27 protein-coding genes and 1 tRNA gene are annotated in these 25827 nt (G+C 59.8%); 12 read left to right on the plus strand and 16 right to left on the minus strand.

The annotated features are described in order from the left end of the window. Positions 1–36: 36 nt before the first annotated feature. From pheT to T424_RS0110885, 9 genes are all read right to left on the minus strand, one after another. Positions 37–2460, minus strand: a complete 2424-nt coding sequence (pheT, locus tag T424_RS0110850) for a phenylalanine--tRNA ligase subunit beta (RefSeq protein WP_027487750.1) — start codon at positions 2458–2460, stop codon at positions 37–39. A gap of 15 nt (positions 2461–2475) precedes the next feature. After that, positions 2476–2910, minus strand: coding sequence for a hypothetical protein (locus T424_RS0110855; protein ID WP_027487751.1), 435 nt, complete (start codon positions 2908–2910; stop codon positions 2476–2478). Further along, entirely contained in the window at positions 2907–3269 is a 363-nt protein-coding gene (locus tag T424_RS20780; RefSeq protein ID WP_051558924.1) for a BrnA antitoxin family protein, read from the minus strand. Before T424_RS20780 ends, T424_RS0110855 begins: the two co-directional genes overlap by 4 nt. Beyond that, positions 3220–3501, minus strand: a complete 282-nt coding sequence (locus T424_RS22065) for a BrnT family toxin (RefSeq protein ID WP_084268475.1) — start codon at positions 3499–3501, stop codon at positions 3220–3222. Before T424_RS22065 ends, T424_RS20780 begins: the two co-directional genes overlap by 50 nt. A 36-nt stretch (positions 3502–3537) precedes the next feature. Continuing rightward, positions 3538–4623, minus strand: coding sequence for a phenylalanine--tRNA ligase subunit alpha (pheS, locus tag T424_RS0110865; protein ID WP_027487753.1), 1086 nt, complete (start codon positions 4621–4623; stop codon positions 3538–3540). 227 nt (positions 4624–4850) lie between these two features. Further along, complete coding sequence (gene rplT, locus T424_RS0110870) at positions 4851–5255, minus strand: 50S ribosomal protein L20 (RefSeq protein WP_027487754.1); 405 nt, start codon at positions 5253–5255, stop codon at positions 4851–4853. Between the two features lie 39 nt (positions 5256–5294). Continuing rightward, positions 5295–5498 carry a 50S ribosomal protein L35 gene (gene rpmI / locus T424_RS0110875; RefSeq protein WP_027487755.1) on the minus strand — a complete coding sequence of 68 codons (204 nt, stop codon included), beginning with the start codon at positions 5496–5498 and terminating at the stop codon, positions 5295–5297. 168 nt (positions 5499–5666) lie between these two features. Further along, positions 5667–7046 carry a sensor histidine kinase gene (locus T424_RS0110880; protein ID WP_245269518.1) on the minus strand — a complete coding sequence of 460 codons (1380 nt, stop codon included), beginning with the start codon at positions 7044–7046 and terminating at the stop codon, positions 5667–5669. A 35-nt stretch (positions 7047–7081) separates the two neighbouring features. Further along, positions 7082–7738: a response regulator transcription factor gene (locus tag T424_RS0110885; RefSeq protein WP_027487757.1), complete on the minus strand. Its 657-nt coding sequence runs from the start codon at positions 7736–7738 to the stop codon at positions 7082–7084. Between the two features lie 247 nt (positions 7739–7985). Between T424_RS0110885 and rpsO the strand changes: the two genes are divergently transcribed. The 3 genes from rpsO (at position 7986) to T424_RS0110900 (ending at position 11836) form a co-directional block, all read left to right on the plus strand. Next, positions 7986–8255, plus strand: a complete 270-nt coding sequence (gene rpsO / locus T424_RS0110890; protein ID WP_027487758.1) for a 30S ribosomal protein S15 — start codon at positions 7986–7988, stop codon at positions 8253–8255. A gap of 293 nt (positions 8256–8548) precedes the next feature. Then, positions 8549–10687, plus strand: a complete 2139-nt coding sequence (gene pnp, locus T424_RS0110895) for a polyribonucleotide nucleotidyltransferase (RefSeq protein WP_027487759.1) — start codon at positions 8549–8551, stop codon at positions 10685–10687. Positions 10688–10819: 132 nt separating this feature from the next. Beyond that, positions 10820–11836, plus strand: coding sequence for a class I SAM-dependent methyltransferase (locus T424_RS0110900; RefSeq protein ID WP_027487760.1), 1017 nt, complete (start codon positions 10820–10822; stop codon positions 11834–11836). 86 nt (positions 11837–11922) lie between these two features. Here T424_RS0110900 and T424_RS0110905 read toward each other — a convergent pair whose 3' ends face one another. Then, entirely contained in the window at positions 11923–12558 is a 636-nt protein-coding gene (locus T424_RS0110905; RefSeq protein ID WP_027487761.1) for a trimeric intracellular cation channel family protein, read from the minus strand. A 126-nt stretch (positions 12559–12684) separates the two neighbouring features. Here T424_RS0110905 and T424_RS0110910 point away from each other — a divergent pair, with 126 nt between their 5' ends. Then, complete coding sequence (locus tag T424_RS0110910) at positions 12685–13122, plus strand: hypothetical protein (RefSeq protein ID WP_210164391.1); 438 nt, start codon at positions 12685–12687, stop codon at positions 13120–13122. On the opposite strand, the gene T424_RS0110915 is transcribed toward T424_RS0110910, so the two are convergent. The 3 genes from T424_RS0110915 to T424_RS0110930 form a co-directional block, all read right to left on the minus strand. Continuing rightward, positions 13123–13914, minus strand: coding sequence for a YdcF family protein (locus T424_RS0110915; RefSeq protein WP_027487763.1), 792 nt, complete (start codon positions 13912–13914; stop codon positions 13123–13125). It lies immediately after the preceding gene. Between the two features lie 91 nt (positions 13915–14005). After that, positions 14006–14081, minus strand: a tRNA-Ala gene (locus T424_RS0110925). Between the two features lie 213 nt (positions 14082–14294). Next, positions 14295–14681: a TIGR02300 family protein gene (locus tag T424_RS0110930; protein WP_027487764.1), complete on the minus strand. Its 387-nt coding sequence runs from the start codon at positions 14679–14681 to the stop codon at positions 14295–14297. Between the two features lie 201 nt (positions 14682–14882). Here T424_RS0110930 and cmk point away from each other — a divergent pair, with 201 nt between their 5' ends. From cmk to T424_RS0110970, 7 genes are all read left to right on the plus strand, one after another. Continuing rightward, positions 14883–15563: a (d)CMP kinase gene (cmk, locus tag T424_RS0110940; RefSeq protein ID WP_051558926.1), complete on the plus strand. Its 681-nt coding sequence runs from the start codon at positions 14883–14885 to the stop codon at positions 15561–15563. A 157-nt stretch (positions 15564–15720) separates the two neighbouring features. Further along, positions 15721–17424 (plus strand): 30S ribosomal protein S1, encoded by a 1704-nt coding sequence (gene rpsA / locus T424_RS0110945; RefSeq protein WP_027487766.1) that lies wholly within the window; start codon positions 15721–15723, stop codon positions 17422–17424. A 326-nt stretch (positions 17425–17750) separates the two neighbouring features. Continuing rightward, entirely contained in the window at positions 17751–19787 is a 2037-nt protein-coding gene (locus T424_RS0110950; RefSeq protein WP_027487767.1) for a hypothetical protein, read from the plus strand. 73 nt (positions 19788–19860) lie between these two features. Next, positions 19861–20211 (plus strand): ArsC family reductase, encoded by a 351-nt coding sequence (locus tag T424_RS0110955; protein WP_027487768.1) that lies wholly within the window; start codon positions 19861–19863, stop codon positions 20209–20211. 3 nt (positions 20212–20214) lie between these two features. Then, on the plus strand, positions 20215–20688 hold the full coding sequence (ybaK, locus tag T424_RS0110960; RefSeq protein WP_027487769.1) for a Cys-tRNA(Pro) deacylase: 474 nt from the start codon (positions 20215–20217) through the stop codon (positions 20686–20688). 57 nt (positions 20689–20745) lie between these two features. Continuing rightward, entirely contained in the window at positions 20746–21996 is a 1251-nt protein-coding gene (locus tag T424_RS0110965; protein WP_027487770.1) for an aminopeptidase, read from the plus strand. A gap of 194 nt (positions 21997–22190) precedes the next feature. Further along, positions 22191–22691 (plus strand): MarR family winged helix-turn-helix transcriptional regulator, encoded by a 501-nt coding sequence (locus tag T424_RS0110970; protein WP_027487771.1) that lies wholly within the window; start codon positions 22191–22193, stop codon positions 22689–22691. A 54-nt stretch (positions 22692–22745) separates the two neighbouring features. Here T424_RS0110970 and T424_RS0110975 read toward each other — a convergent pair whose 3' ends face one another. From T424_RS0110975 to T424_RS0110985, 3 genes are read right to left on the minus strand one after another with little or no spacing between them, the layout of a single operon-like run. Next, on the minus strand, positions 22746–23291 hold the full coding sequence (locus tag T424_RS0110975; protein ID WP_027487772.1) for a GNAT family N-acetyltransferase: 546 nt from the start codon (positions 23289–23291) through the stop codon (positions 22746–22748). Positions 23292–23307: 16 nt separating this feature from the next. Beyond that, positions 23308–23619 (minus strand): DUF6916 family protein, encoded by a 312-nt coding sequence (locus T424_RS22770; RefSeq protein ID WP_027487773.1) that lies wholly within the window; start codon positions 23617–23619, stop codon positions 23308–23310. Continuing rightward, positions 23616–24290 carry a phage tail protein gene (locus T424_RS0110985; protein ID WP_027487774.1) on the minus strand — a complete coding sequence of 225 codons (675 nt, stop codon included), beginning with the start codon at positions 24288–24290 and terminating at the stop codon, positions 23616–23618. Before T424_RS0110985 ends, T424_RS22770 begins: the two co-directional genes overlap by 4 nt. A gap of 712 nt (positions 24291–25002) precedes the next feature. On the opposite strand from T424_RS0110985, the gene T424_RS0110990 reads away from it, so the two are divergent. After that, positions 25003–25827, plus strand: an 825-nt coding sequence (locus T424_RS0110990; protein ID WP_245269519.1) for an IPT/TIG domain-containing protein, incomplete at its 3' end; no start/stop codon positions are given.

A 25827-nucleotide genomic window follows, 5' to 3' on the forward strand; every position in this document is an offset into this window, starting at 1 on the left:
AGAATATCTCGCCGCCTCTTCGACGGCGAAACGGCGTCAGGCTCTCAGAGCGCCGCCTGTGGTTTTCTCGACATTGCCGACGATCTTTTTCGTCAGCGCATCGAAATCCTCGTCCGTCAGGGTTTTGTCTACCGGCTGGATCAGCACTTCGATGGCGATGGACTTCTTGCCCTCGCCAAGGCTTGCGCCCTCGAACACGTCGAAGACATTCACGCCGGTAATCAGCTTGCGGTCGGCGCTGCTGGCGGCCTTGATCAGACTGCCTGCCTCCACCTTGCTATCGACGACGAAAGCAAAGTCGCGCTTCACCATCTGGAAGGGCGAAAGTTCCAGCGCCGGCTTGGTGCGGGTGGCCTTCTTCTTCGGCTCCTGCATGGCATCGAGATAGATCTCGAAGCCGCAAAGTGCGCCTGAAACATCCAGCGCCGAAAGCGTCTTGGGATGGAATTCTCCGAAATGACCCAGCACCACCTTCGGCCCCATCTTGATCGTGCCGGAACGACCGGGATGATACCAGTCCGGTCCACCCTGTTCGATCTGCACATTGGCCATCGGCAATCCGCAGGCCTCCAGCACGGCAAGCGCATCGGCCTTGGCGTCGTAGACATCCACAGGCTTGCCGCCGCCCTTGGCGGTGTTGGACCACATGCGGCCAGACCCGGCCACCGAAGCCGTGCCGCGGCGAATGCCGCCTGCCACGCGACGCTGGCCTTCCGGCGTGTCGCCCTCATAGGTGCCGGACACCTCGAAGATCGCCACATCGCCAAAACCACGATCGGCATTACGCTGGGCAGCGGCCAGCAGGCCCGGCAATAGCGATGGGCGCATGTCCGACATATCGGCGGCAATCGGGTTAGCAAGCTTGAGTGCCGCGCTGCCGCCGCCGAACAGCTTCGCCTGATCTTCCGGAATGAAGGACCAGGTGACGGCCTCCAGCATTCCGCGCGAGGCCAGCGCACGGCGTGCGGTGCGGGTGCGGATTTGCAAGGTGGTGAGGATGCGGCCATTGACACTACCGGTTGGCGGCAGCGGCTCGGGCTTGATCTTGTCCACGCCGTGAATGCGCATGACCTCTTCCACGAGATCGGCCTTGCCATCCACGTCCGGCCGCCAGGAGGGAACGGCAACAGTCACCACCTCGCCATCGCCCTCAACCTCGAAGCCGAGGCCGGTCAGGATGGCGCGGGCTTCCGCATTGGAGACGGTGAGGCCGGTCAGGCGCTTCACTTCCGAGAAGGGGAAGCTGACAAGCTTCTTCTCATGGCCCTTATAGCCCACCACCCTGGAAGCCGCCGCGGTGCCGCCGCACATTTCGACGATCAGTTGCGTGGTGCGGTCCAGTCCGGGAATCATGTATTCCGGGTCCACGCCACGCTCGAAACGGTAGCGCGCATCGGTGATGATGCCGAGGCTGCGGCCGCTTTTGGCAATGTTGATCGGGTCCCACAGCGCCGATTCCACCAGCACGTTGACGGTGTTTTCATCGCAGCCGGAATGCTCGCCGCCCATGATGCCCCCGATGGATTCGACGCCATTGTCATCGGCAATCACCACCGTATTGGGGCTGAGCTTGTAGGTGCGGGTATCGAGCGCCAGAATTTCTTCGCCTTGCGTTGCGCGGCGCACGGTGAGCGTGCCCTTCACCTTGTCCGCATCGAAGACATGCATCGGGCGGCCCTGATCGAAGGTCATGTAATTGGTCACATCCACAAGCACCGAAATCGGGCGCAGGCCGATGGATTTCAGCCGCTGCTGCATCCATTTCGGGCTGGGCCCATTCTTCACGCCGCGCACGAGACGGTAGGCAAAGCCGGGGCAGAGGCGGGCATCGTCCAGCTCGATGCGGACATCCTGCGCTGTCTCGCCTTCCACGGCGAAGGACGGCGCCTTCGGCGCTTTCAGCTTGCCGAGACCGGAGGCGGCAAGATCGCGGGCAATGCCGTAAATGCTGGTGCAATCCGGGCGGTTCGGCGTCAGGTTGATCTCGATGACCGGGTCATCCAGGCCGATATAGGAGGCAAACGATGTCCCGACCGGCGCATCCTCCGGCAGGTCGATGATGCCGTTATGATCCTCGGAGATGTTCAGCTCTTTTTCAGAGCACATCATGCCATGGCTCTCAACGCCCCGGATCTTACCGACCGAAAGCGTCACATCGATGCCCGGAACATAGGTGCCGGGCCGGGCAAGCGCCCCGACCAGCCCCGCACGCGCATTCGGCGCGCCGCAGACGATCTGGACTGGTTTGCCATCGCCAGCATCGACGCTCAGAACCTTCAAACGGTCCGCTTCCGGGTGCTTTTCGGCCGTCAGGATTTTCGCGATAGTGAAGGGCTTATAGGCCGCACGGTCATCGACATCCTCGACCTCAAGGCCGATGGCGGTCAAGCGCTCGCAGATTTCGTCTAGAGTCGCATCTGTTTCCAGATGATCCTTCAGCCAGGAGAGTGTGAATTTCATCGTGCTATTCTCATATTACGCTATCGGCACGAGTGCCTGGATTTCATCGATCGACAAACGGGATGCTTCAAAGCAATCCGCACGCATGGCTTTACAAATCTCCGCTACTAGCCGCCGAACCTCGGATGCATCGCGATTCCAGCGATCTGAATTAGTGGCAGCATAAAAGCTGGAGAGCTTTCCTATCTTCTGTATTACGGCATCTGATCCAACGACAAGAAGCTCAACTTCACTTTGATAGAAGCTACGGAGGATCTCTTCTACCCTTTCTGGGCTATCAGACATTGCCATAAAGGCACTGAGGTAATTCCGATATGCAGTTCGCCGTGTTTCTATCAAAGCATGTTTTCGGTCAATTTTCTTGTTCCATGCGTATCCTGTAAACGCAGCAAGTGCAGTCAGACATGCTACGACCAAAGGCATCCACGGCGTCAATTCAGCAATGGTCACTTCCCATCCGCCTTCACATACCCCGCCAGCACATCATTGATCCGGCTTTGCCAGCCCGGGCCCATCTTGCGAAAATGCTCGACAATGTCGTGGTCGAGCCGAAGGCCGATGCGTTCTTTCACCGGGGCTTTCTGCTGGCCCCGCTGGCCACGGGCGCGTTCAAACATGGCTTTCAATTCGGGGACGTCCGACACAAATACGGCGTTCTTTGCTGCGGCTTCGGTCAGTTCGGCACCGTCTTCGCCATGGGCAATCTCGTAATCGTCCAACGAGATCAAGCCCTTGTCCACGTCCTCAAGCGTGGGAAGATCATTCCGTCGCTTTCCTGCGTTCTTCGTAGATTTTTCTTTCGCGGTCATTGATTTTCCTCAGCGAAATAATCCGAATGCGTCCGTTTCTGGGTGTCCAGCAAAAGCAGCATGGCACACCACGCAGTAAGCCATAGGAGTTGAAGCGCGGCTCACCGTAATCCGCTCTCTCATCCCGAAGCGTAATCACACTTTCCGGTTCGAACCACGCAACGTCAGCGAAATCCAATCCACGCTGCTTCAGATTTCGCTGACGTTTTTCCTCGTCCCATTCCAGATCCATGCATACCACATATATTTATTTGTGGCCACAAATAAATCAAACGCTCAGACCGCCGAACAGCGTCGGTACGTCCAGCGGGCGGAAGCCGTAATGGCTCATCCAGCGCACATCGGCGTTGAAGAAGTCGCGCAGGTCCGGCATGCCGTATTTCAGCATGGCGATGCGGTCGAGGCCCATGCCCCAGGCAAAGCCCTGATATTCATCGGGATCGAGCCCGCCGGCGCGCAGCACGTTGGGGTGGACCATGCCGCAGCCGAGGATTTCCATCCAGTCCTTGCCTTCGCCGAACTTGACGATCGGGCCGGAGGAGCGGTCGCATTGGATATCCACCTCGAAGCTCGGCTCCGTGAAGGGGAAGAAGGACGGGCGGAAGCGCATGGTGACGTTATCGACCTCGAAGAAGGCCTTGCAGAATTCTTCCAGAATCCAGCGCATATGGCCGACATTGGCGGTCTTGTCGATCACGAGGCCCTCGACCTGATGGAACATCGGCGAGTGCGTGGCATCGGAGTCCTGGCGATAGGTTTTGCCGGGAATGACGATGCGGATCGGCGGCTTTTGCGCTTCCATGGTGCGCACCTGTACCGGCGAGGTGTGGGTGCGCAGCACCTTGCGCTCGCCGTTTTCGTCAGGTTGCAGGAAGAAGGTATCGTGCATTTCCCGTGCCGGGTGTCCTTCCGGGAAATTCAGCGCCGTGAAGTTATAATAGTCGGTTTCGATATCCGGGCCTTCGGCAATGGAAAAACCCATATCGGCAAAGATCGCGGTGATCTCGTCAATGATCTGGCTGATGGGGTGAATGCGGCCACGCTCGGCAGGAGAGGAGCGCACCGGCAGCGATACGTCCAGTGTTTCCGCCGCAAGGCGGGCGTTGATGGCGGCATCCTTGAGCGCCGTCTTCCTGGTATTCAGCGCCTCGGTGATCTCGTTTTTGAGCGCATTGATGGCTGCGCCCCGCGTCTGGCGCTCTTCCGGGCTCATGGCGCCCAGCGTTTTCAACAGCTCGGAAACCGAGCCCTTCTTGCCCATGGCGGCCACGCGCACCGCTTCGATAGAGGCCTCGTCGCCTGCGGCGGCAATATCGGCCAGAAGCGTGGTTTTCAAACTGTCGAGATCGGACATCTTCCGTTTTCCTGCCTAAATGTCGGCGAACCTTACAGCGCCGTGCGTTTTATCAAACGCACAAAGGACGCTGTAACACTTTAAAGCTGCTGCATAATTCTGACCTTAAATCGATTCCGATTTCAGGAATTATGCAGTAGCCGCACCGCATGATTGTCAAAGAAAAACCCGCGCCAGCCCTGCCAGCGCGGGTTTCCCAATACCAAATTCAGTCTGGGAAGCGCTGGTTAGTTAACCGCGCTTTCAAACTCGTTGGCCGTACCGGCTTCCTTGAGGTATTCGAGAGCCTTCTTGGAAGCGTCAACCAGCTTTGCGAAGGCCGCCGGCTCATGGATGGCCATGTCGGACAGAACCTTGCGGTCCACTTCGATGCCAGCCTTGTTCAGGCCATCGATGAAGCGGCCATAGGTCAGGCCGAATTCGCGGACGGCAGCATTGATACGCTGGATCCAGAGGGCGCGGAAGTTGCGCTTGTTTACCTTGCGGTCGCGATAGGCGTACTGCTTGGAGCGGTCAACCGCAGCCTTGGCAGCGCGGATGGTGTTCTTGCGGCGGCCGTAGAAACCCTTGGCCTGCTTCAGAACCTTCTTGTGCTTGGCGTGAGCGGCAACGCCGCGTTTTACGCGAGACATGTCATGATCTCCTTAAAATGATCCGAGGGGCTTCAGGTCTCAGAGACCGTTCGGCAGGTAGTTCTTGATGACCTTCTTGCCGTCAGCTTCGGCGAGGATCATCGTGCCGCGTGCATCGCGGATGAACTTGTTGGACCGCTTGATCATGCCATGGCGCTTGCCGGCGGCAGCTGCGACAACCTTGCCGGTTGCCGTAACCTTGAACCGCTTCTTGGCGGCAGACTTCGTCTTCATCTTGGGCATTTTGCTACTCCATTATTCTTGTATCGAGGCCAATTGACGAGATCAGCCTCAAGCATAGAAACGGCCACGGCATGCCCTGCCGGACCGTTCGGACGCGCGCTTATAACCGCGAAGGCAGAAAAGTGCAACGGGCAAAGCCGTGGCAAGGGCGGGAATCTTGCGGTGGCTTCAAACGGGGTGGGGCGGGATGCGCCGCCCGCCCTGACGCGGCAGCTCCAGCGTCACGGCCAGCCCGCCGAGGCTGGCCTTCGACAGGCCGATGCTGCCGCCATAGGCGGTGACGATATCGGAGCAGATGGCAAGCCCGAGGCCCGAGCCCGCCTGCTCCGAACCCAGATGCTCGCCGCGGCGCAAAACCTTTTCCCGGTTGGCGGGATCGACGCCCGGTCCGTCATCGGCGATGGTGATGATGGCGCAGCCGTCACGCCCTGCGGCTTTGACGGCAATTTCAGCCTTTGCCCATTTCACGGCATTGTCCAGCAGGTTGCCAATGGCTTCCGCCAGATCGGCGGGGTCGGCCTCCACCGTCAGCGCCTCCTCCACCGTAACGCTCCAGGAGATGTTGCGGCTCTGGGCGACGGGATCGAGGACGCCGACGAGCTTTCGGATCAGCTGATCGGCATCGGTGGTCTGCATCTGCTCCACGCCCAGCCGGGCTGCCTGCAATTGCCGGTCGGCGCGCTGGCGGATGAGATCAATCTGCTCGAAGGCCGTTCGCCGGTCGGAGGCGGGCAGGTTGGGCACGAGTTGCGACAAGACGGTCAGCGGTGTCTTCAGTCCGTGCGCCAGATCGCTTGCGCGGGCGCGGGCCTTTTCAAGGGCGGCTTCCCGCTCGGCAAGGAGAAGATTAATCTCCTTGACCAGCGGTCGCACTTCCGAAGGCACATTCTCGTTGAGGTGCTGCACCGTTCCGCCCCGCACCCGTGCCACCTGGTCACGCAAGCGGGAGAGCGGGCTGAGGCCGACGCCCGTTTGCAGCAGGGCCGAACCGAACAGCAGGATGGCCGCCACCGCCATCACGAGTTGCGACCGGTCGCGATGCTGGTCGAGCGCCAGAAGCAGTTCCTCTTCGGGAAAGCCGCTGAGAATGGTGACGGGGTAGGTCCTGCCATCTTCGCTGACCTCCATGCTTGACTGAAGAAACAGCAGCGCCTTGCCATCCGGGCCGTCGGTGCGGGCAAAACCAAGCGGCGGAATGACGGGCAGGTCGGCGGGCACTTCCACATCCCACAGGGAGCGGGAGCGAAAGACGCGCCCGTCCGGCGTCATCACCTGCCAGTAACGGCCACCGCTGGGCGAGGCAAAGCTTGGATCCGAGGGCCAGGAGACCAGCTCCAGCCTGTTTTCGCGAACTTTCAGCCTTGCCGCGATGGCATCGGCGATTCGGGTCATTTCGGTGCGGTATTGCTGCTCCACGTAATCGATGAACAGATAGCCGGTGGAGAGCCAGAGAACCAGCAGCGCAAGGGCAATGGCGATGACCGAGCCGACGGCAAGGCGCAATCTCAGGGAAGACAGCATCAGCCTGAGATCGGTCAGTCGCGCCATGAACACTCCCATGCCGGTTTACCGGCGAAATCGCTTCAATCGGAAAGGCGGTAGCCGAAACCGCGCCGTGTCTCGATGGCGTCGCTGCACGTCTTCTTGCGAATGCGGGCGATCATGGCCTCCACGGCATTCTTGGAGGCGTCGTCATCGCGCCCCTGAACATAGGAGGCAATTTCATAAGGAGAAAGCACGCGGCCGCGGTTTTCCACCAGAAGCTGGATCAGCCGGAATTCGGATGGGCTCACCTCCAGCGGCTGGCCGTCGAATGTCACGCGGAAACCGGCTTCGTCCACCTGAAAGCGCCCGGCCTGGCGCGGGGCCTCGCCGCGTTTTCCCGCGCGTCTGAGAAGCGCGCGCAGCCTTGCCAGCAATTCCTCGGCGCGAAACGGCTTGGGAAGGTAATCATCGGCGCCGGCGTCGAAACCGTCCACCCGCTCCATCCAGGAGCCGCGTGCGGTGAGAACGAGAACGGGCGTATCGATATTCTCCTTGCGCCAGCGGCGCAGAATGGAAAGGCCATCGAGCCCCGGCAGGCCGAGATCGAGAATGATGGCGTCGTAGCCTTCCTCTTCGCCAGCCTCCCACACGGCGGGACCATCCGTGAGGACAGTCACCTGATAACCGTCCTCCTTGAGGGTCGCGGCCACGTGCGCGCCGATGTTTTCGTCGTCTTCAGCCAGCAGAATGCGCAATGCCTGGTTCCCGGTCCCTGTCGTCTTTGTCTCGAGACAAACTATACGGGCAAATTGTTCTTCGCCATATCAATCTTAATGCTTGCACATCCCCGCGGCCCGCACGGCAGAATCGGCTTCCCTTCCATTCGGCAATCCTGTATAGCAGCGCCAGCATTCAAGGTATTTTGGTGCTTTCATGGCCGATGCTGGACGACATCCCGGCTTGCGGCGTCCCATTTCTCCATTCGATAGAAAGGATCATCCGATGTCGATCACCGCAGAGCGTAAGGCCGCCCTCATCCAGGAATATGCAACCAAGCAGGGCGACACGGGTTCGCCGGAAGTTCAGGTTGCCATTCTGACCGAGCGGATCAACAACCTGACGGAACACTTCAAGGGCCACAAGAAGGATAACCATTCCCGCCGTGGCCTGCTGACGCTGGTTTCCAGCCGCCGTTCGCTTCTCGACTATCTGAAGAAGAAGGACGAAGGCCGTTACACCACGCTGATCGGCCGTCTGGGCATTCGCCGCTAATTTCCTTCCGGCGGACTTTCCGAAGGGAAGGTCCGCCGGTCGGCTTTCCGGGCCAGGTTCGGTCCGGACCCTGTTTTCGCCGGAGGGCGCAAACATCCCGGCAGGCCGGATGGGCCGGATCTGCCGAATGAAACCGATGACCTGTCATGGGGCAGGATTGTCGGAGACTTCCGGCCAAGCGTCCGTTGAGGAAGTCTCCTGCTGTCTTGCCCGTGATGTGTCAGCATCAGGATCAGCATCTTGCGCTTCGCCCGTCGCCGGGCGCGGAGGTGCTGTCCATAAAGGAACAAGACATGTTCGATACGCATAGCGTCGAAATCGAGTGGGCAGGCCGCCCGCTCAAGCTGGAAACCGGCAAGGTTGCCCGTCAGGCAGACGGCGCCGTCATCGCCACCTATGGCGAAACCGTCGTTCTCGCCACCGTGGTTTCCGCCAAGGAGCCCAAGCCCGGCCAGGATTTCTTCCCGCTGACCGTCAATTACCAGGAGAAGACCTATGCCGCCGGCAAGATTCCGGGCGGTTATTTCAAGCGTGAAGGCCGTCCGAGCGAAAACGAAACCCTCGTTTCCCGCCTGATCGATCGCCCGATCCGCCCGCTCTTCCCGGAAGGCTACAAGAACGACACGCAGGTTGTCGTCACTGTCATCCAGCATGATCTGGAAAACAATCCGGACATTCTGTCCATGGTGGCCACCTCTGCTGCGCTGACGCTTTCGGGCATTCCCTTCATGGGCCCGATCGGCGGCGCGCGCGTTGGCTATATCAACGGCGAATATGTGCTGAACCCGCATCTCGACGAAATGGACGAATCCAGCCTCGACCTCGTCGTTGCCGGCACCACCGATGCCGTTCTGATGGTTGAGTCCGAAGCCAAGGAACTCAATGAAGACGTGATGCTCGGCGCCGTGATGTTCGGTCACAAGGGCTTCCAGCCGGTCATCGACGCCATCATCAAGCTGGCGGAAGTTGCTGCCAAGGAGCCACGCGAATTCGAGCCGGAAGATCATTCCGAACTCGAAGCCGAAATGCTGAAGATCGCCGAAACCGAACTGCGCGCTGCCTACAAGATCACCCAGAAGGCTGATCGCTACGCCGCCGTCGATGCCGTCAAGGCCAAGGTCAAGGCACATTTCCTGCCCGCAGAAGGCGAGGCGAAGTATACGGCAGAGGTTGTTGGCGCGGTGTTCAAGCACCTCCAGGCCAAGATCGTTCGCTGGAACATTCTCGACACCAAGAGCCGCATCGACGGCCGTGATCTGGAAACGGTTCGCCCGATCGTTGCCGAAGTTGGCCTTCTGCCGCGCACGCACGGTTCGGCTCTCTTCACCCGCGGCGAAACCCAGGCCATCGTGGTTGCCACGCTCGGCACCGGCGAAGACGAGCAGTATGTCGATTCCTTGACGGGCATGTACAAGGAAAACTTCATGCTGCACTACAACTTCCCGCCCTACTCGGTCGGTGAGACGGGCCGCATGGGCTCTCCGGGCCGCCGTGAAATCGGCCATGGCAAGCTGGCATGGCGCGCCATCCACCCGATGCTGCCGACGGCCGAACAGTTCCCCTACACGCTGCGCGTCGTGTCGGAAATCACCGAGTCCAACGGTTCGTCCTCCATGGCTACAGTCTGCGGCACCTCGCTGGCGCTGATGGATGCCGGTGTGCCGCTGGCCAAGCCGGTTGCCGGTATCGCCATGGGTCTGATCCTCGAGGGTGAGCGTTTTGCGGTTCTCTCCGACATTCTCGGTGACGAAGACCATCTCGGCGACATGGACTTCAAGGTTGCCGGAACGGATGCAGGCATCACCTCGCTTCAGATGGACATCAAGATCGCCGGTATCACCGAGGAGATCATGAAGGTCGCGCTCAGCCAGGCGCAGGGTGGGCGCAAGCATATTCTCGGCGAAATGTCCAAGGCCATCACCGAGAGCCGCTCGCAGCTCGGCGAATTTGCACCGCGCATCGAAGTCATGAACATCCCGGTCGATAAGATCCGGGAAGTCATCGGCTCCGGCGGCAAGGTCATTCGCGAAATCGTCGAAAAGACCGGCGCCAAGATCAACATCGAAGACGACGGCACCGTGAAGATCGCCTCTTCGTCCGGCAAGGAAATCGAAGCCGCCCGCAAGTGGATCCACTCCATCGTGGCAGAGCCGGAAGTCGGCGCGATCTACGAAGGCACCGTGGTGAAGACTGCCGACTTCGGCGCTTTCGTCAACTTCTTCGGTTCGCGTGACGGCCTCGTCCACATTTCCCAGCTTGCCTCCGAGCGCGTTGCCAAGACCACCGATGTGGTCAAGGAAGGCGACAAGGTCTGGGTCAAGCTCATGGGCTTCGACGAGCGCGGCAAGGTTCGCCTCTCCATGAAGGTTGTCGATCAGGCAACCGGCAAGGAGCTGGAAAAGAAGCAGGAAGGCGAAGCTGCCGCTGAATAAGCTGCGTTTCGTCTCGCGACAGGGCGCGGAAGTCATTCCGCGCCTTTTTTATATCGCCTTTGCATTTACGCATCGTCCAGAGAAAAGTGCCGCGCAATTTCCCGCGGACAATGCTCGAGAAAGATCAAGACCATGAGCCGTGAAACGCTGAAGACCCTGTTTCATCCCTATGTGACCGAAACCATCGCCTTGCCGCAGGCGGGAGAGCGTATCCTGTTTCTTGGCGCGGAAGCGGGCTTTGTGACGCCGGAAGGCTTCGGAGCGGATCTGGTTCTGGTTCAGGGCTTCCGACCGGATTTCCGGCGCCTCGAAAATGCCCGTCATGCGCCGCTTGCCGTGGTGGAAGGCGATGAGTACGACGCCGCGCTGATTCTGGCCACCAAGCACAAGGGCCTGAACGAAACCCGCATCGCCGAGGCGCTGAAGCGCGTCAGAACCGGCGGCATGGTGGTAATCGCCGGCTCCAAGGAAGATGGCATCCAGTCGCTGCGCAAGCAGCTTGACCGTCTGGGACTTCAGCCGGAGTCCATGCCGAAATATCACGGCGTGGCCGTGTGGTTTGCCGTACCGGAAGAAACCGCGTCTGCCATCGCTGCGCTTGCGTCCAGGCCGGTGATGATCGAAGACAGGTTCGAAACCTTTGCCGGTCAGTTTTCCCACGCGCATGTCGATCCCGGCTCCGAGCTTCTGGCAAGCCGCCTGCCGCAGGGTTTCGATGGCAATGCAGCCGATTTCGGCGCTGGCTGGGGCTATCTCTCGGTGATGCTGAAGGAAAAGGCGCCGCGCACCAACCGCATCGATCTTTTCGAGGCCAATTACGAGGCGCTTGAGCAGGCGAAGATCAACGTCGCCCGCAACTGCCCGGATCTGACGGCGAGGTTCTTCTGGCAGGATCTGACGGCGGAGGCGCCGAAGGAAAAATACGACCTGATCGTCATGAACCCGCCCTTCCATGAAGGACATGCCGCCGAGCCCTCCATCGGCGAGGCGATGATCAAGACCGCTGCGGCGGCCTTGAGCCAGGGCGGCGAACTGCTGCTGGTGGCCAATCGCGGTCTTCCCTATGAGACGGTACTGGCCACGCATTTCCGCCAGCACGGCGAAACCTGCCGCAATGCCCGCTTCAAGGTGCTGTGGGCCAAGAAGTAAGTCTTGGCCGTCGGGCCTACAGCATGTCGCGCAAAAGTGTGAAACGGTTTTGCGATAAACGACATGCGACAAAACAATGAAACGCTCTACAGCACGTCGTCCGGATGCCGCCCGGGCTTGTGCCTGTAGGTCGGGAAGGTCCAGCCGAAATAGAGCGCGCCGCCGCGAACGGCAAAGGCGGCAAGCGCTCCTCCCGCTGAGGCCCAATAAAGCGGCGCGCCGAGAAGGGTGGCGGCGGTAAAAATGCTGGCGCCAATCAGCGCTGCGGTGATGTAGACTTCCGGCCGCAGCAGGACGGAAGGTTCGTTGGCGATGAGGTCGCGCAGCACGCCGCCAAGGGTTGCGGTCATGGTTCCGGTGACGATGGCAATGGTGGCAGAGCCCGTGGCCGCCAAACCCTTGGCCGCTCCCATGACGCAATAGGCGGCAAGCCCGACGGCATCCAGCCAGATCAGCAATCTGTAGCGCGATTCCACCAGATGCGCGGTGAAGAACACCACGACACCCATGACGCAGCAGACGACGATATAGCCGGGATTGAGAACCCAAAACACCGGCAGGCGTCCCAGAATGATGTCGCGCACCGTGCCGCCGCCCGTTCCCGTGATAATGGCGAAAAACAGAAAACCGATGAGGTCGAGCTGCTTGCGGGACGCTGCGAGCGCTCCTGTTGCGGCAAAAAGCGCCACGCCGGCATAATCGAGATAGAGAAGAAGCGACATGAGTTTCCGCGCCTGTTTGCGTTGTGAAGTAAGAAAGCTGCAACGGATCGGCACTATAAGGGATTATCCGTTTATTTACCGTGGATGCAGCCCGTGAAGCCGATCCTTTCCCTGCTTTGTGCCCTGATGCTTGCCTTCTCGGCGCCCGTTGCCTTTGCCCAGCAGCAGCTCGTCAGCGATCCGGAAATCTATGAAAAGGATCATTTTCGCAAACGCTGCACCATTGCCCAGTTCAACGCCGACTTCATCAACCGGATCGACATCAACAATGACGGCATTATCGATGCCGTCGTCAATGAAGGTGCCCTGGATTGCGACGGTCAGCGTGGCCCCGATTGCGATGCCGATGGCTGCCCCTATAACTTCTATGTGCAGGTGAAGGAAGGCGGCTACCTGCTGATCGCCACGGCCCGCATCTACGGCTATGATTTCATCAAGCGCTTCGGCAATATGGTTTTCGTGCTGAAAATGCATCCCCGCTTCTGCGACCGCACCGATTCGGCGCCCTGCGAGATGACCGTGCGCGTGCGCGGTGTCACCTTCGTTACCATCTCCAAAAAGTAGTCAGGGCGCGGGAAAAAGCGCAGAGATCCTGCCGCCGAAATAATATCCGAGCAGACCAAGCCATTCACGTAGGGCAGTAGAGGTCTGCTGCGCATTGAGGGTGGGCTGCGTGAAGTCCAGTCTGAGCGCTTGCGTGCCGCTCGTGCGATAATCCGTCGGCCAGGCCGTGACCGCCAACCCAGCCTTGCGCATCAACCCCATGGCGCGCGGCATGTGAAAGGCCGAGGTAATCAGCAGGCAGTCGCGAAGGCCCGCTTGCTCCAGCAGGCTTTTGCTGTTGCGAATATTCTCGAAGGTGTTGCGGGAAGCCGCTTCCTCGATCAGCCGATCGGCCCCTATGCCGAAACTTTCAAAAAAGCGTCGCGATACCACGGCATCGCCCTCACGCTGGCCGCTGAGGGAACCATCGCCGCCGGACACAAGAATTTTCATGCCCGGAAAGGCGCGCGCAAGCCGCAGCGCCTCCACGAAACGGTCCGCGGCCTGATTAAGCTCAATGCCGCCGCGCGTGGTGGTGACGTCCGTATCGAATGCACCGCCCAGCACGATCGCGCAGGCCGGATTGGCAGGATCCTGTGAGGGTTTGGGAAAACGAGCCTCCAGCACCTGCAACGCCACCGGCCCCGCTGTGGTGTAAAGCGTGACAAACAGCACGAGACAACCAAGGCCACCCGCCAGCCCCTGAACCCGCGCCAGCCGAAACAGGCCCGCCAGCAGGGCAGATACGCCAAGAACGAAAGCCAGCGACAGCGGCTGCGCCAGCAACCAGAAGAGCTTGGATAAAACGAACATGCCTCAAGGCCTCATCAATGTCGTGCGGATCAAAGCCAAGCACAGGAAAACAGATGAAGCAAAAGAACTCAAAATAACCATCAGGGAAAATTGGTGGAGCTAAGCGGGATCGAACCGCTGACCTCTTGCATGCCATGCAAGCGCTCTCCCAGCTGAGCTATAGCCCCATAAGGGTGCCGATTTTTTCGGCCCGGGCACCGTGTGAAGCAGTGCTTCCGTTGGTGTGGCGGCTTATTACTGCGGCCTTGGCGGGATGACAAGAGAAAAAAGCGGCATGATGAAATTATTTTGTCAATCGCGCGCCAAAGTGTTGATTTACCAGCAAAAAGAAAAGCCGTGGCACGGGGTGCCACGGCTTTTGGATTGGGCTGGTCTCAGGTTCAGACTTCGTCTTCGTCGCCCGTCACGCCGATGATGCCGGACATGTCGTCGTCGCCGTCGTCTTCGTCGGCTTCCAGGAAGGTGTCGTCGTCATCGTCGCCGATTTCCACGTCGTCGTCGCCCATGTCGGGAATGTCGTCGCCAGCGGCGCCGTCATCGGCGTCTTCGAGCGAGACCAGCTCGATGTCGGTGTTTTCGGTATCGACTTCGGCGACATCGTCCTCCTCAGCCTTCTCCATGACCGATGCTGCCGAGGTTTCCTCGAAATAGGAAAGCGGCCAGGACTTGTTCGTGTAGGGGGAGACGATCGGGTCCTTGTTCAGGTCGTAGAATTTCTTGCCGGTGTCGGGGCAAGTGCGTTTTGTTCCAAGTTCTGCCTTCGCCACTGTCAAAGCCTCTTGAATGCGTGAAGATAAATGGGCATGTGCCAACGATCCGGCCTTTGCGGCCGGTCCAACTGTAGTCGGTCCCTTAATCGCAATGCAGGGCGCTGTCAAAGGCAAACTGGGCTTTCAGCGCCTGTGCGGGGATGACCTGACCGTGACACTATGATAGGGGCGGGCCTGAAAGCGCAAGCCGGATGAGCAATGCCGGAGGCAAACAGGGAGCAGGCCGTGGTGAAAGAGGGCAAAAAGAGCTTTACGATTGCGATCGACGGGCCTGCCGCAGCCGGAAAAGGAACGCTTTCGCGCAGGATTGCCGCGGAATACGGTTTTCATCACCTCGATACCGGCCTGACCTATCGCGCCACCGCTCATGCGCTTCTAAAGCAGGGCCTGCCGCTCGACGATGAAGCCCTGGCCGAGAAGGTGGCGCTTGCGCTCGATCTTTCCGGGCTCGACCGCGAGGTGCTTTCCAGCCATGAGATCGGCGATGCCGCCTCAAGGGTCGCCGCCATGCCTGCCGTTCGCCGGGCGCTTGTGGTGGCGCAGCGGCGTTTTGCCGGGAAGCGGCCGGGAACCGTGCTGGATGGCCGCGACATCGGCACCGTCGTCTGCCCCGATGCGCCCGTCAAACTCTATGTGACGGCCTCTCCAGAGGTACGCGCCCGCCGCCGCTTCGACGAAATCCTGCAACGGGGCGGCAGCGCCGATTATGCGGTCGTGTTCGACGACGTGAAACGCCGCGATGAGCGTGACATGGGCAGGGCGGACAGCCCCCTGAAGCCTGCTGAAGACGCGCACTTGCTAGATACCTCGGAAATGAGTATAGAGGCGGCGTTTCAGGCTGCGCGATCCTTGATCGATGCGGCTTTGAAAACCATATGAACTGCTCTCGGTCCCGGTCTTCCGGTTCCGAACCTGCCGATCCCCTGTCCTTGCGCCGGAATGCCCTTTTTGTAGGGCGGGCAGCCCGATCGGCATTGTCAACTCTAACCCACCGGCGCGATGGCGCTCCCTGAGGGAGCGTGTTTCAGGAGATTTCATGTCTGTTTCTACTCCCACGCGGGACGATTTTGCTGCCCTGCTCGAAGAGTCCTTTGCCAAGTCCGACCTGGCAGAAGGCTATGTTGCCAAGGGCATCATCACGGCCATCGAGAAGGACGTCGCAATTGTTGACGTCGGCCTCAAGGTCGAAGGCCGCGTTCCGCTGAAGGAATTCGGCGCCCGCGCCAAGGACGGCTCGCTCAAGGTTGGCGACGAAGTCGAAGTTTACGTCGAGCGTATCGAAAACGCCCTCGGCGAAGCCGTTCTGTCGCGCGAGAAGGCCCGCCGCGAAGAAAGCTGGATCAAGCTCGAAGCCAAGTTCGAAGCTGGCGAGCGCGTTGAAGGCGTTATCTTCAACCAGGTCAAGGGTGGCTTCACGGTCGATCTCGACGGCGCCGTTGCCTTCCTGCCGCGTTCGCAGGTGGACATTCGTCCGATCCGCGACGTCACGCCGCTGATGCACAACCCGCAGCCCTTCGAAATCCTCAAGATGGACAAGCGTCGCGGCAACATCGTGGTTTCGCGCCGTACGGTTCTGGAAGAGTCCCGCGCCGAGCAGCGTTCTGAAATCGTTCAGAACCTCGAAGAAGGCCAGGTTGTTGACGGCGTCGTCAAGAACATCACCGATTACGGTGCGTTCGTTGACCTCGGCGGCATTGACGGCCTGCTGCACGTGACCGACATGGCATGGCGCCGCGTCAATCATCCGTCGGAAATCCTGTCCATTGGCCAGCAGGTCAAGGTTCAGATCATCCGCATCAACCAGGAAACCCACCGCATCTCGCTCGGCATGAAGCAGCTCGAGTCCGATCCGTGGGACGGCATTGCCGCCAAGTATCCGGTTGGCAAGAAGATCTCCGGTACCGTCACCAACATCACCGACTACGGTGCATTCGTTGAGCTGGAGCCGGGCATCGAAGGCCTCATCCACATCTCCGAAATGTCCTGGACGAAGAAGAACGTTCACCCCGGCAAGATCCTGTCCACGAGCCAGGAAGTTGACGTGGTCGTTCTCGAAGTCGATCCGTCCAAGCGTCGTATCTCGCTTGGCCTGAAGCAGACCCTCGAAAACCCGTGGCAGGCCTTTGCCTACAGCCATCCGGCTGGCACCGAAGTTGAAGGCGAAGTCAAGAACAAGACCGAATTCGGCCTGTTCATTGGCCTCGAAGGCGATGTTGACGGCATGGTTCACCTGTCGGATCTCGACTGGAACCGTCCGGGCGAGCAGGTCATCGAAGAGTTCAACAAGGGCGATGTCGTCAAGGCTGTCGTTCTGGACGTTGACGTCGAGAAGGAGCGCATCTCGCTCGGCATCAAGCAGCTCGGCCGCGACACCGTCGGTGAAGCTGCCCAGTCCGGCGATCTTCGCAAGAACGCTGTCGTTTCTTGCGAAGTCATCGGTGTGAACGATGGCGGCGTCGAAGTGAAGCTCGTTGCTCACGAAGACATCACCTCCTTCATCCGCCGTGCCGATCTGGCCCGCGACCGCGACGAACAGCGCCCTGAGCGTTTTGCCGTCGGTCAGGTCTTCGACGCCCGCGTCGTCAACTTCTCCAAGAAGGACCGCAAGGTCATGCTGTCGATCAAGGCTCTCGAGATCGCAGAAGAGAAGGAAGCCGTTGCCCAGTTCGGTTCGTCCGACTCTGGCGCCTCGCTCGGCGACATTCTGGGTGCAGCCCTGAAGAACCGTTCGGGCGAATAATTCGCCTGATCTGTGAATGGAAGACCGCCGGGTGGCAACGCCCGGCGGTTTTTTGTTAAGCGCATACCGGCTATGTTAACTTTTTATTAACTATACTCGGCAAGACTGGCGGGAAGGCAGCGATTCGCAGATGACGGGTTGCGTTCAGCATCGGGGTGAGGTTAAGACCCTTTCGGTTCCCGGTGATGCACCAGCAAATTCCCGTTCCATCATGCCGCTTCCGGTTCAAGACGAGATGTGAAACACATGTGCATCTCGGTGTCAGCGGCCGCATGAGCGGTTGAAATGCCCTCTGCCCGTAAGCTGCCGTGATGAAGGGGTTGCCAATGCTGCCTCCCGTACAAGCTTTTTCCCGTTCCCTGGCCGGTTTTCAGGATGCCTCCCTCGACGCTTCGGCCGCAAGCGCCGGAATGGCGGGGGCAGTCGAGCCGAATATCCGTGTCGATGAGGATGCAAGTGCCGCCATAGCGGGCCGGATCAACATGTTGATGAGCGGGCGGGATTCGTTGCAGGCGGATCTGGTGGCTATTGTCACCCTCATCGGGGCCGCCATCGGGATCGAAAGACAGCCGGGGGAGGGCGACGCATCGCTTGTTCAGCGTTTCGTCACGGCCTTGAGCCGGATGAGCGAGGGACAACAGCAGGCTCTGCAATCGCAATTGTCCGATCTGTTCAAGGGGCTGCAACTCCAGACGCTGTTGAACGCCCTTTCCGAGTCAAGCGGCCCGGAAGCTGCATTGCTGACGGCCTATATGGAAATTCGCCGCGCCAACCAGCAGGATCTGAATGCGCTTTCGGCGGTCTCTTCTTATAGCCAGAATGAGGCCTCGCAGCCGCAGCAAACCACGCTCACTGTCAGTCAACCGGTTGCTGCTGAAGGGCAGCAAGGCGCCCAGGGCTCTGTTGCAAGTCAGCCCGCCCTCGCAACTGAGGCAATGGCGGCCACCGCCCAACGCGCCGGAGATGGACTGGAAGCCGCCAGAACCGGGGTTACAACGCCACCTGCTGCTCCTGCCGTGCAAACCATCGGCACAAGCTGGGAGGGCGATGTCGCTTTACAAGGCCCATCCGCTGGCGCCACGGCGCTCCTTGCCGCCCCCATGGAAGAGACATTGGAGCGAGGCGCTGGCGCAGCGCTTCCGCAATCGCTGGCCGCAGCCGCAACCGTCGGCGAAGCGGAAACCACGCAAGCGCTTCCCGTAAAGGCTGTTTCCGCTGGCATGAGCGATGGGGCGAATGCCCTGCCGCTGGCGCAGACGGCCCAAGGTGAAAAAGCGCCCCTCTTTGCACAGCAGGTTGCAAGGTCCGCCGATCCTGCGGCAAGCAGTTTCCAGGACGAAGCGGGACTTTATACCCATCAGCTTGCGCAGTCCGTCTCGTCGGCCTCGTCTGGGTCGGGCAGCGTGCCGCTCAACGCTCCGACGGTTCTGGCCGCAAGCGTTGACGGTGAAGCGGGGCAAGGCCAGACATCTGCCGCGCAGCCACGATCCGGCGATGCCCGCGCGCTTCAGACCTTCCTGCAACAGGAGCTTTCGCCCGATGCCGCCCGCCGGCTTGCCGAAGCCATGCGGCAAACGGAAGCGGCAAGGGCACAGGAAGAGAACGCTGATTTTACCGGCATTTTTGCGATGAAGGGTTGGACAGAGGCCGCTCACCAGCCCTCGGCGCTGGTGATGGCGGTGACGGAAGAAGGGGATGAGGCGCTGCTGCGGCAAATGCTCTTCAGCGCGGGCCAGCGGGACGAGGCCACGCCATCGGGCCCTTCATCGCAAGCGGCCCGCTTGGGCGAGCTTTTTGCAGAGAGCGCGGTTGCGCGCGACGCTGCGGGCGCGGAACTGTCGCGGTCGGCGTCTTCGCCCGCGCAGGCGGAAGGGCGTGTTGACGCATCGCCGCGCAACGCCACCCAGGCAGCCGCATCCACCATGCTGTCGCAGGCCTTGATGCAGGGCATGGCCCATATGATGCCCGCAACCTTGCCGCAGGCGGTGCCATTGCCGGTGGTCAGCTATCTTTCGATGCAGGAGGAATTCGGCTTCGAGGAGAGCGAGGACGGCATTGAAGCGGTCGAATCGCTTTCGGATGAGGAGAAGGGCCGTGGTCGTTCCCGCCATGGCGGACGGGACGATGACGAGGCGGCAGACCGCGACGCTGAGGATGAACGGTCCGAAGAAGGCGACGAAATCGCACAGGACAATGCCTTCCTCTCCACCGTGGCGCTGGAACAGGCGGCAAGCGGGGAGCAGATCACCCGGCTGGAGATTGCGGCCATGGGAACGCCTGTTTCCGGGCCTCCGGCAATCGCCGCCATGGTCGATCTTTCCCAGCCGGAACAGCTTTACTGGCGCATTGCCGATCTCGCCTGAACCCGCTGCGGCAAGATGCCTTGCGTGCGCTGGTGTTTTTGGTAGAGCATCGGGAGCGATCAGGGAGATGGCGATGACCACGGTGATTTACGGCATCAAGAATTGCGACACGATGAAGAAGGCCCGCCTCTGGCTGGATGAGCAGGGCATTGCGCATGACTTTCACGATTACAAGGCCAAGGGCATCGATCGCGCCAGCCTTGAGGATTGGCAGGCCAAGGTTGGCTGGGAGGTTTTGCTGAACCGCGCCGGAACGACCTTCAAGAAGCTGCCCGAACAAGAGCGGGCAGGCGTGGACGCCGCAAGGGCGCTGCAATTGATGGAAGCGCAGCCTTCCATGATCAAACGTCCGGTTCTGGTGCGCGACGGCAAGGTTCTCGTGGGCTTCAAGCCAGAGAGCTATGCCGCCTTTTTCAAGGGTTGAGCCATGTCCAGATCCACCCGCGCCACGCAGATGCTGGACAAGCTGGGCGTGGCCTTCACCACCGTTACCTATGATTACGACCCCAATGCCGAACGCATCGGCTTGCAGGCGGCACAGGCCATTGGCGAGCCGCCGCATCGCGTGCTGAAGACCCTGATGGCCGAACTCGATGGCAAGCCGGTCTGCGTCGTGCTGCCGTCGGATCGCGAGGTCAGCATGAAAAAACTGGCCGCTGCCCTTGGCGGCAAGCACGCCGAGATGATGAAGCCTGCCGCGGCGGAGAAGCTGACCGGCTTCGTGGTGGGTGGCATCAGCCCCTTCGGTCAGAAAAAGCCGGTGCCGACGGTGATCGAGCTTTCTGCGATGGATGAGGATTATGTCTATATGAATGGCGGCCAGCGGGGATTGCAGATAAGGCTTTCGCCGCTTGCCGCACGCGAGGCCCTGAACGCTGTTGCGGCCGCCATTGTGGCTTGATGCCGCCGCTTTTTGTACCCATGTGTCAGTAGTGATTCTGAAAAGAGGATTTTGTCGATGACCCTGCCTGATTTCTCCGCCGCCATCGATCCGGTAAAGCTCGACAAGCTGGCCGAAGTTGCTGTGAAGGTCGGCCTCGGTCTTTCGGGCAATCAGGAGCTGGTGATCACCGCGCCGGTTCTGGCCTTGCCGCTGGTGCGCCTCATCACCAGACATGCCTATCAGGCCGGGGCGGGTCTTGTGACCACCTTTTATTCCGACGAGGAGACGACGCTTGCGCGTTATGCCCATGGTCCGGATGTGAGTTTCGATCGCGCCTCCGGCTGGCTTTACGAGGGCATGGCCAAGGCCTATGCCGGAGGTGCGGCGCGTCTGGCGATTTCAGGCGACAATCCCATGCTTCTGTCCGGCCAGGATCCCGCCAGGGTGGCGCGCGCCAACAAGGCCAATTCCTTCGCTTACAAGCCCGCGCTGGAGCCGATTTCGAATTTCGACATCAACTGGAACATCTGCTCCTATCCCAATCCTTCCTGGGCGCGGCTGGTCTTCCCGGATCTGCCGGTGGAGGAAGCTGTGCGCAAGCTGGCGGATGCTATTTTTGCGGCCTCCCGCGTCGATCGCGACGATCCTGTTGCCGCCTGGGCCAGCCACAACGCGGAACTCGCCAAGCGTTCTGCCTGGCTGAATGGACAGCGCTTCGCCGCCCTGCATTTTACAGGTCCCGGCACTGACCTGACAGTGGGCCTTGCCGATGGCCACGAATGGCATGGCGGGGCGTCCACCGCCAAGAACGGCATTACCTGCAATCCGAATATTCCCACCGAAGAGGTCTTCACCACGCCGCACGCGCTGAAGGTGGAGGGCACGGTTTCCTCCACCAAGCCGCTGTCGCATCAGGGCACGCTGATCGATAATATTCAGGTTCGCTTCGAAGCGGGGCGTATCGTCGAGGCGCGTGCTTCGAAGGGCGAGGAGGTCTTGAACAAGGTGCTGGACACGGATGAAGGTGCAAGACGCCTTGGCGAGGTGGCGCTGGTGCCGCATTCCTCGCCCATTTCGGCATCCGGTATTCTGTTTTACAATACCCTCTTCGATGAAAACGCCTCCTGCCATATCGCGCTTGGCCAGTGCTATTCCAAGTGCTTCCTCGACGGGGCCTCGCTGAGTGCCGACCAGATCAAGGCGCAGGGCGGCAATTCCAGCATGATCCATATCGACTGGATGATCGGCTCCGATCAGGTGGATATCGACGGCATCGGCGCTGATGGCGCGCGCGTGCCCGTCATGCGCAAGGGCGAATGGGCCTGAACACCTCTCTCCGCTGCGGGCCGGAAAGCGTCCGTATTACAGCTAAAGCGTCTCGCGATCTTTCAGATTCGCTCCCGACGCTTTACCTCATTGTTTTGTTGCATGTCGTTATCGCAAAACCGCTGCACAATTTTGCGCGACATGCTTTATAGCCCCGGTCCCGTGCGGCCGGAGTGAAGACGGGACATGTCACGATGGATGCAGACGGCGAAGATGCCATAGATCGCATTCTTGCCCAATGGGGAAGGGAACGCCCGGAACTCGATGTCGCGGCCATGGGCCTGTTCGGCAGGCTTGGGCGTGTCGGCAGCCATGTCGCCCGCGAGATCGAAACAGTCCTGACATCCTGCGGGGTCAATAGTTCCAGTTTCGACGTTCTCGCGACGTTGCGCCGGGCGGGTGCGCCTTATCGTCTGTCGCCGTCCGCCTTGCTGGCGACGATGATGGTCACGTCCGGCACGATGACCAACCGCATCGATCAGCTTGAAAAACAGGGTCTGGTGGCACGTGTCGCCAACCCCGAAGACCGCCGCAGCCTGCTGATTGCCTTGACGCAAAAGGGGCTTGCCGTCGCCGATAGGGCTGTGAATGCCCATAATGACAATCTGGCCCGGCTGGCGGATCCGCTTTTGCCGGAAGAGCGGGCGCGGCTGGATGAATTGCTGAAAAAGTTTCTCCGGTCGTTCGAAGGGTGACGTCAATCCGATGCACAATGTTGCAACATCGACAGGGCCTGTGACGGAGCCTGTTCATCCATATTGTGGCGCCGGGTTCGAGAGAAGGGCCGCCGGATGGCCGGGTGGAAACCAGGCGAGGTGAAGCATCGGCATCTGTTCGCGAATCACCTGAAATCCCAGCCGCTGGTAGAGCGGAAAGCTGGTGGAGCCGAATATGGGCGTAGAGAGCGTCAAGGGCATATTGCCTCTTGCCGCCGCTGCCTGAAGGCCTTTGATGACGTTTGACCCTATTCCTATCCCGCGCGCCTTCTTGAGAACCTGGATTTCGGATATTCGCCAGTCCGCATATCCGAGATCCACGATGATCCGGCCTGCCGCTGTGCCGCAATTCTCGATGATGAAGTCGAGATGATCCGGATAGACGCTTTCAACGCCAGCCCGCATCGCCCGGAACTGCTGTTCATAGAGATCGCGAATGAAATCCGAGCTGGCATCCGCCCATGCCAGCCACGGACGGCTTTCCATGAAGAGCTGGAAGATCAGCTCCTGATCGTTTTGGCTGGCGAGCCGCAGGTTCAAGCCTGCGCCCAGCATGAAAGAGCCGGTAAATCCGCTCATCGCCGTTTGTCCAGTCTCAGTTGAAAGCCGCTTCAAGGCGGATTTCATCGGGCCGAGAGCCAAGGACCCGCTCGATATAAACCCCTGCAATCGCCTTGAGATCGGCATGTTCGATTGTAAAATGTCCGCTTTCGATCCGGCATGTCTCACGTTCCGGCGCGCTGAAGAACAGGCTGAACGCCGTTCTTGCCGACCCCGGCATGGTGCTGGCTGGATGTTCGACAATCCTGTCAAGCCTGACCCTGCTGCTGCCGCTTTCATTGGTCAGCGTGAATGACGCCCCGACGAAAGGCCTGAAACGGTCTGCATCGAGAACCGCGATACTCATGACCGCACCGGATAAAGGCCCTGAACGCAGAAAATAAAATTGATGGCGAGGAAGGGCGGCCTCGTATCGATGGCGGCATTGCCGCCGGCCTGCTGAATTGTCACCGCTCCGCCGGTGATTGCATTGGTGGTAATCGTCTGCGCCGGCGTGGGGGCATTCCCGGAGATCGAGACGCTGCTGCCATCCAGAGTGACGGGAGTGCTTGAAGGAGCGCCATAGATTTTCGTTGCGGCGCTGCCGCCTGCTGCAAGGCTCATTCCGGTTGCAGGAACCTGCGCCGTTCCCGGCGCCGGGCTTGCCTTCAAAGTTGCAGTTTGTGTTCCTGTCTGTCCCGGTATGTTGATGGTTGCATGACCCGTGGGGGTAAAGTCGGCTCCATGCGTGTGTGCGGGCATCTGGCTTTGGGTCAACGTCACCGAATCCTGGCCGCCCTTGGCGCCAATGCCGTAAACGACAGGGGAGGTCGGCCTCTGCCCATATCCGACGGGCATGGTGCCGCGCAGATCGGGAAGATTGAAGGCGGTTGTGGTGTTTCCCCCGTATATATTTGAAATCAAGGAGAAAACGGCTGTATATTGACTGATCGCCAATTGCTGGCCCCAGCACATTTGCCAGCCTTCGGGTGCAAAATTGAAACCGACCGGCAAAATTGTCGCGAGAAAAGCATCCATCCAAAACTCCTCCATTTGGAAAACAGGCGCACCGGACATTCGCAACCCGTCAGGTTGATGCGGCAGGCTCGAGTTGCAATTATTGAGTAGTAATTAGTAATATTACAATCAAAAGAGGTGTTCGCAAGGCCAGTTTCGACAATTTTTTGCTGGCAACGGTGATGCCGTCTGCTGTTGCAAATGCGGATCATCGTATGATGATGTGGCGCGTTTCAAATCAAGATATTGTTTCTACGATATAATGTTGCTCAGGCTCCGCCTTTTTCGTCGTGTGGTGCATCAAGGCGAGGTGTTTTGGTCACACGCGGGGGAAAACCTTGAGTAGTGCAGACTATCGGAACATGAGAATATTGCCATTCAATCGATACTGGAATAATGCTCGATTAACGGGCGCTTCGTGGGCAGTGCCCGCTTTAGGGGTGGAGTTCTGTGGGTGTTGGATAAGCACCCGCGCGCCGCCGCCTTGCAGCGATCAGGGGCAATACCGGGAATGCAGTTCAGCAGGATGTTTGGCAACAAGGCTTCTCACGTTAGCGCATTTTTTGATCTGATCAAATCAGATCGGCGCTCCAGGATTTTCTTTTCGAAGCATGATCTTGTCGATCCTCGTTTCACTCCGGCCGGATTATGCTCCAAGGCGCCGGGCGGAGAAAATTATGTCTCCACCTTTTGGGAAAGTTCTCCAGCATCATCCAGGAAAAGATCCGCCGCTGTGTTGCGCCGGGCAGGTATTGCGCTTTCTCTGACCATGATGGGCCTTTTTTCCGCCCCTCAGGCCGCCCAAGCCGCCCTGTCAGACACCTGTGCGCTTATCAATTCCGACCTCGGCTCGGCGCTTAACCTGACAAATACGGCACATGAGGAGTATCAATACCAAGGGCTCAGCGCGGGAGAGGTCGTCACGTGGACATTCTCGACAACCGGAACGGCAAATGAAGGGTCTTCTTCGGCCGTGGTTATCTATAGCAATAACGATAATGACATGCTTGTTGATGAAAGCAATCTGGATGGCAATAAAAGCATAAGCGACAGCTTCACCGCGTCGGCATCGGTCAATGACCTCCATATCATTCTCGATGTCACCCAGGGTAACAGTGCCGCAGCGTCGGATTACAATACCCTGACATTCAGCGCCACCTGCGCCGCTTCAACATCGGCCTCCTTACCCACCGTGACTGCGGTATCGCCCACATCGGGCACGACAGCCGGAGGCACGACGCTCACCATTACGGGAACGGATTTTACCGGCGCGACGGCTGTGACGATCGGCGGTCAAGCCGCCACCAGCTACACGGTCAACTCCGCAACGCAAATCACTGCGGTAACACCGGCTGGCACCGCAGGTGCAAAGAACGTCTCCGTGACAACCTCCTCCGGGTCCGGCACGCTAACCAGCGCCTACACCTATGTCACCCCGACCATTACCTTCAGCCCCACGGCTGGGGCTTTGACGGGGGCAACGGTGGGCACGTCCTACAGCCAGACGGTTGCGGCCAGCAGCGGCACATCGCCCTATAGCTATGCCGTCACCTCCGGC

Source organism: Allorhizobium undicola ORS 992 = ATCC 700741, from assembly GCF_000621665.1.
Taxonomy (GTDB): domain Bacteria; phylum Pseudomonadota; class Alphaproteobacteria; order Rhizobiales; family Rhizobiaceae; genus Allorhizobium; species Allorhizobium undicola.

Coding starts and splice junctions, on each gene's coding strand:
- T424_RS0110905 (WP_027487761.1), bottom strand. CDS start 12,558: ATGTCGCTTCTTCTCTATCTCGATTATGCCGGCGTGGCGCTTTTTGCC.
- pnp (WP_027487759.1), top strand. CDS start 8,549: ATGTTCGATACGCATAGCGTCGAAATCGAGTGGGCAGGCCGCCCGCTC.
- T424_RS0110985 (WP_027487774.1), bottom strand. CDS start 24,290: ATGGATGCTTTTCTCGCGACAATTTTGCCGGTCGGTTTCAATTTTGCA.
- pheT (WP_027487750.1), bottom strand. CDS start 2,460: ATGAAATTCACACTCTCCTGGCTGAAGGATCATCTGGAAACAGATGCG.
- rpmI (WP_027487755.1), bottom strand. CDS start 5,498: ATGCCCAAGATGAAGACGAAGTCTGCCGCCAAGAAGCGGTTCAAGGTT.
- T424_RS0110950 (WP_027487767.1), top strand. CDS start 17,751: ATGCTGCCTCCCGTACAAGCTTTTTCCCGTTCCCTGGCCGGTTTTCAG.
- rplT (WP_027487754.1), bottom strand. CDS start 5,255: ATGTCTCGCGTAAAACGCGGCGTTGCCGCTCACGCCAAGCACAAGAAG.
- T424_RS20780 (WP_051558924.1), bottom strand. CDS start 3,269: ATGACCGCGAAAGAAAAATCTACGAAGAACGCAGGAAAGCGACGGAAT.
- T424_RS0110880 (WP_245269518.1), bottom strand. CDS start 7,046: ATGGCGCGACTGACCGATCTCAGGCTGATGCTGTCTTCCCTGAGATTG.
- T424_RS0110975 (WP_027487772.1), bottom strand. CDS start 23,291: ATGAGCGGATTTACCGGCTCTTTCATGCTGGGCGCAGGCTTGAACCTG.
- cmk (WP_051558926.1), top strand. CDS start 14,883: ATGCCGGAGGCAAACAGGGAGCAGGCCGTGGTGAAAGAGGGCAAAAAG.
- pheS (WP_027487753.1), bottom strand. CDS start 4,623: ATGTCCGATCTCGACAGTTTGAAAACCACGCTTCTGGCCGATATTGCC.
- rpsO (WP_027487758.1), top strand. CDS start 7,986: ATGTCGATCACCGCAGAGCGTAAGGCCGCCCTCATCCAGGAATATGCA.
- T424_RS0110900 (WP_027487760.1), top strand. CDS start 10,820: ATGAGCCGTGAAACGCTGAAGACCCTGTTTCATCCCTATGTGACCGAA.
- T424_RS22770 (WP_027487773.1), bottom strand. CDS start 23,619: ATGAGTATCGCGGTTCTCGATGCAGACCGTTTCAGGCCTTTCGTCGGG.
- ybaK (WP_027487769.1), top strand. CDS start 20,215: ATGTCCAGATCCACCCGCGCCACGCAGATGCTGGACAAGCTGGGCGTG.
- T424_RS0110970 (WP_027487771.1), top strand. CDS start 22,191: ATGGATGCAGACGGCGAAGATGCCATAGATCGCATTCTTGCCCAATGG.
- T424_RS0110915 (WP_027487763.1), bottom strand. CDS start 13,914: ATGTTCGTTTTATCCAAGCTCTTCTGGTTGCTGGCGCAGCCGCTGTCG.
- rpsA (WP_027487766.1), top strand. CDS start 15,721: ATGTCTGTTTCTACTCCCACGCGGGACGATTTTGCTGCCCTGCTCGAA.
- T424_RS22065 (WP_084268475.1), bottom strand. CDS start 3,501: ATGGATCTGGAATGGGACGAGGAAAAACGTCAGCGAAATCTGAAGCAG.
- T424_RS0110910 (WP_210164391.1), top strand. CDS start 12,685: ATGCTTGCCTTCTCGGCGCCCGTTGCCTTTGCCCAGCAGCAGCTCGTC.
- T424_RS0110965 (WP_027487770.1), top strand. CDS start 20,746: ATGACCCTGCCTGATTTCTCCGCCGCCATCGATCCGGTAAAGCTCGAC.
- T424_RS0110955 (WP_027487768.1), top strand. CDS start 19,861: ATGACCACGGTGATTTACGGCATCAAGAATTGCGACACGATGAAGAAG.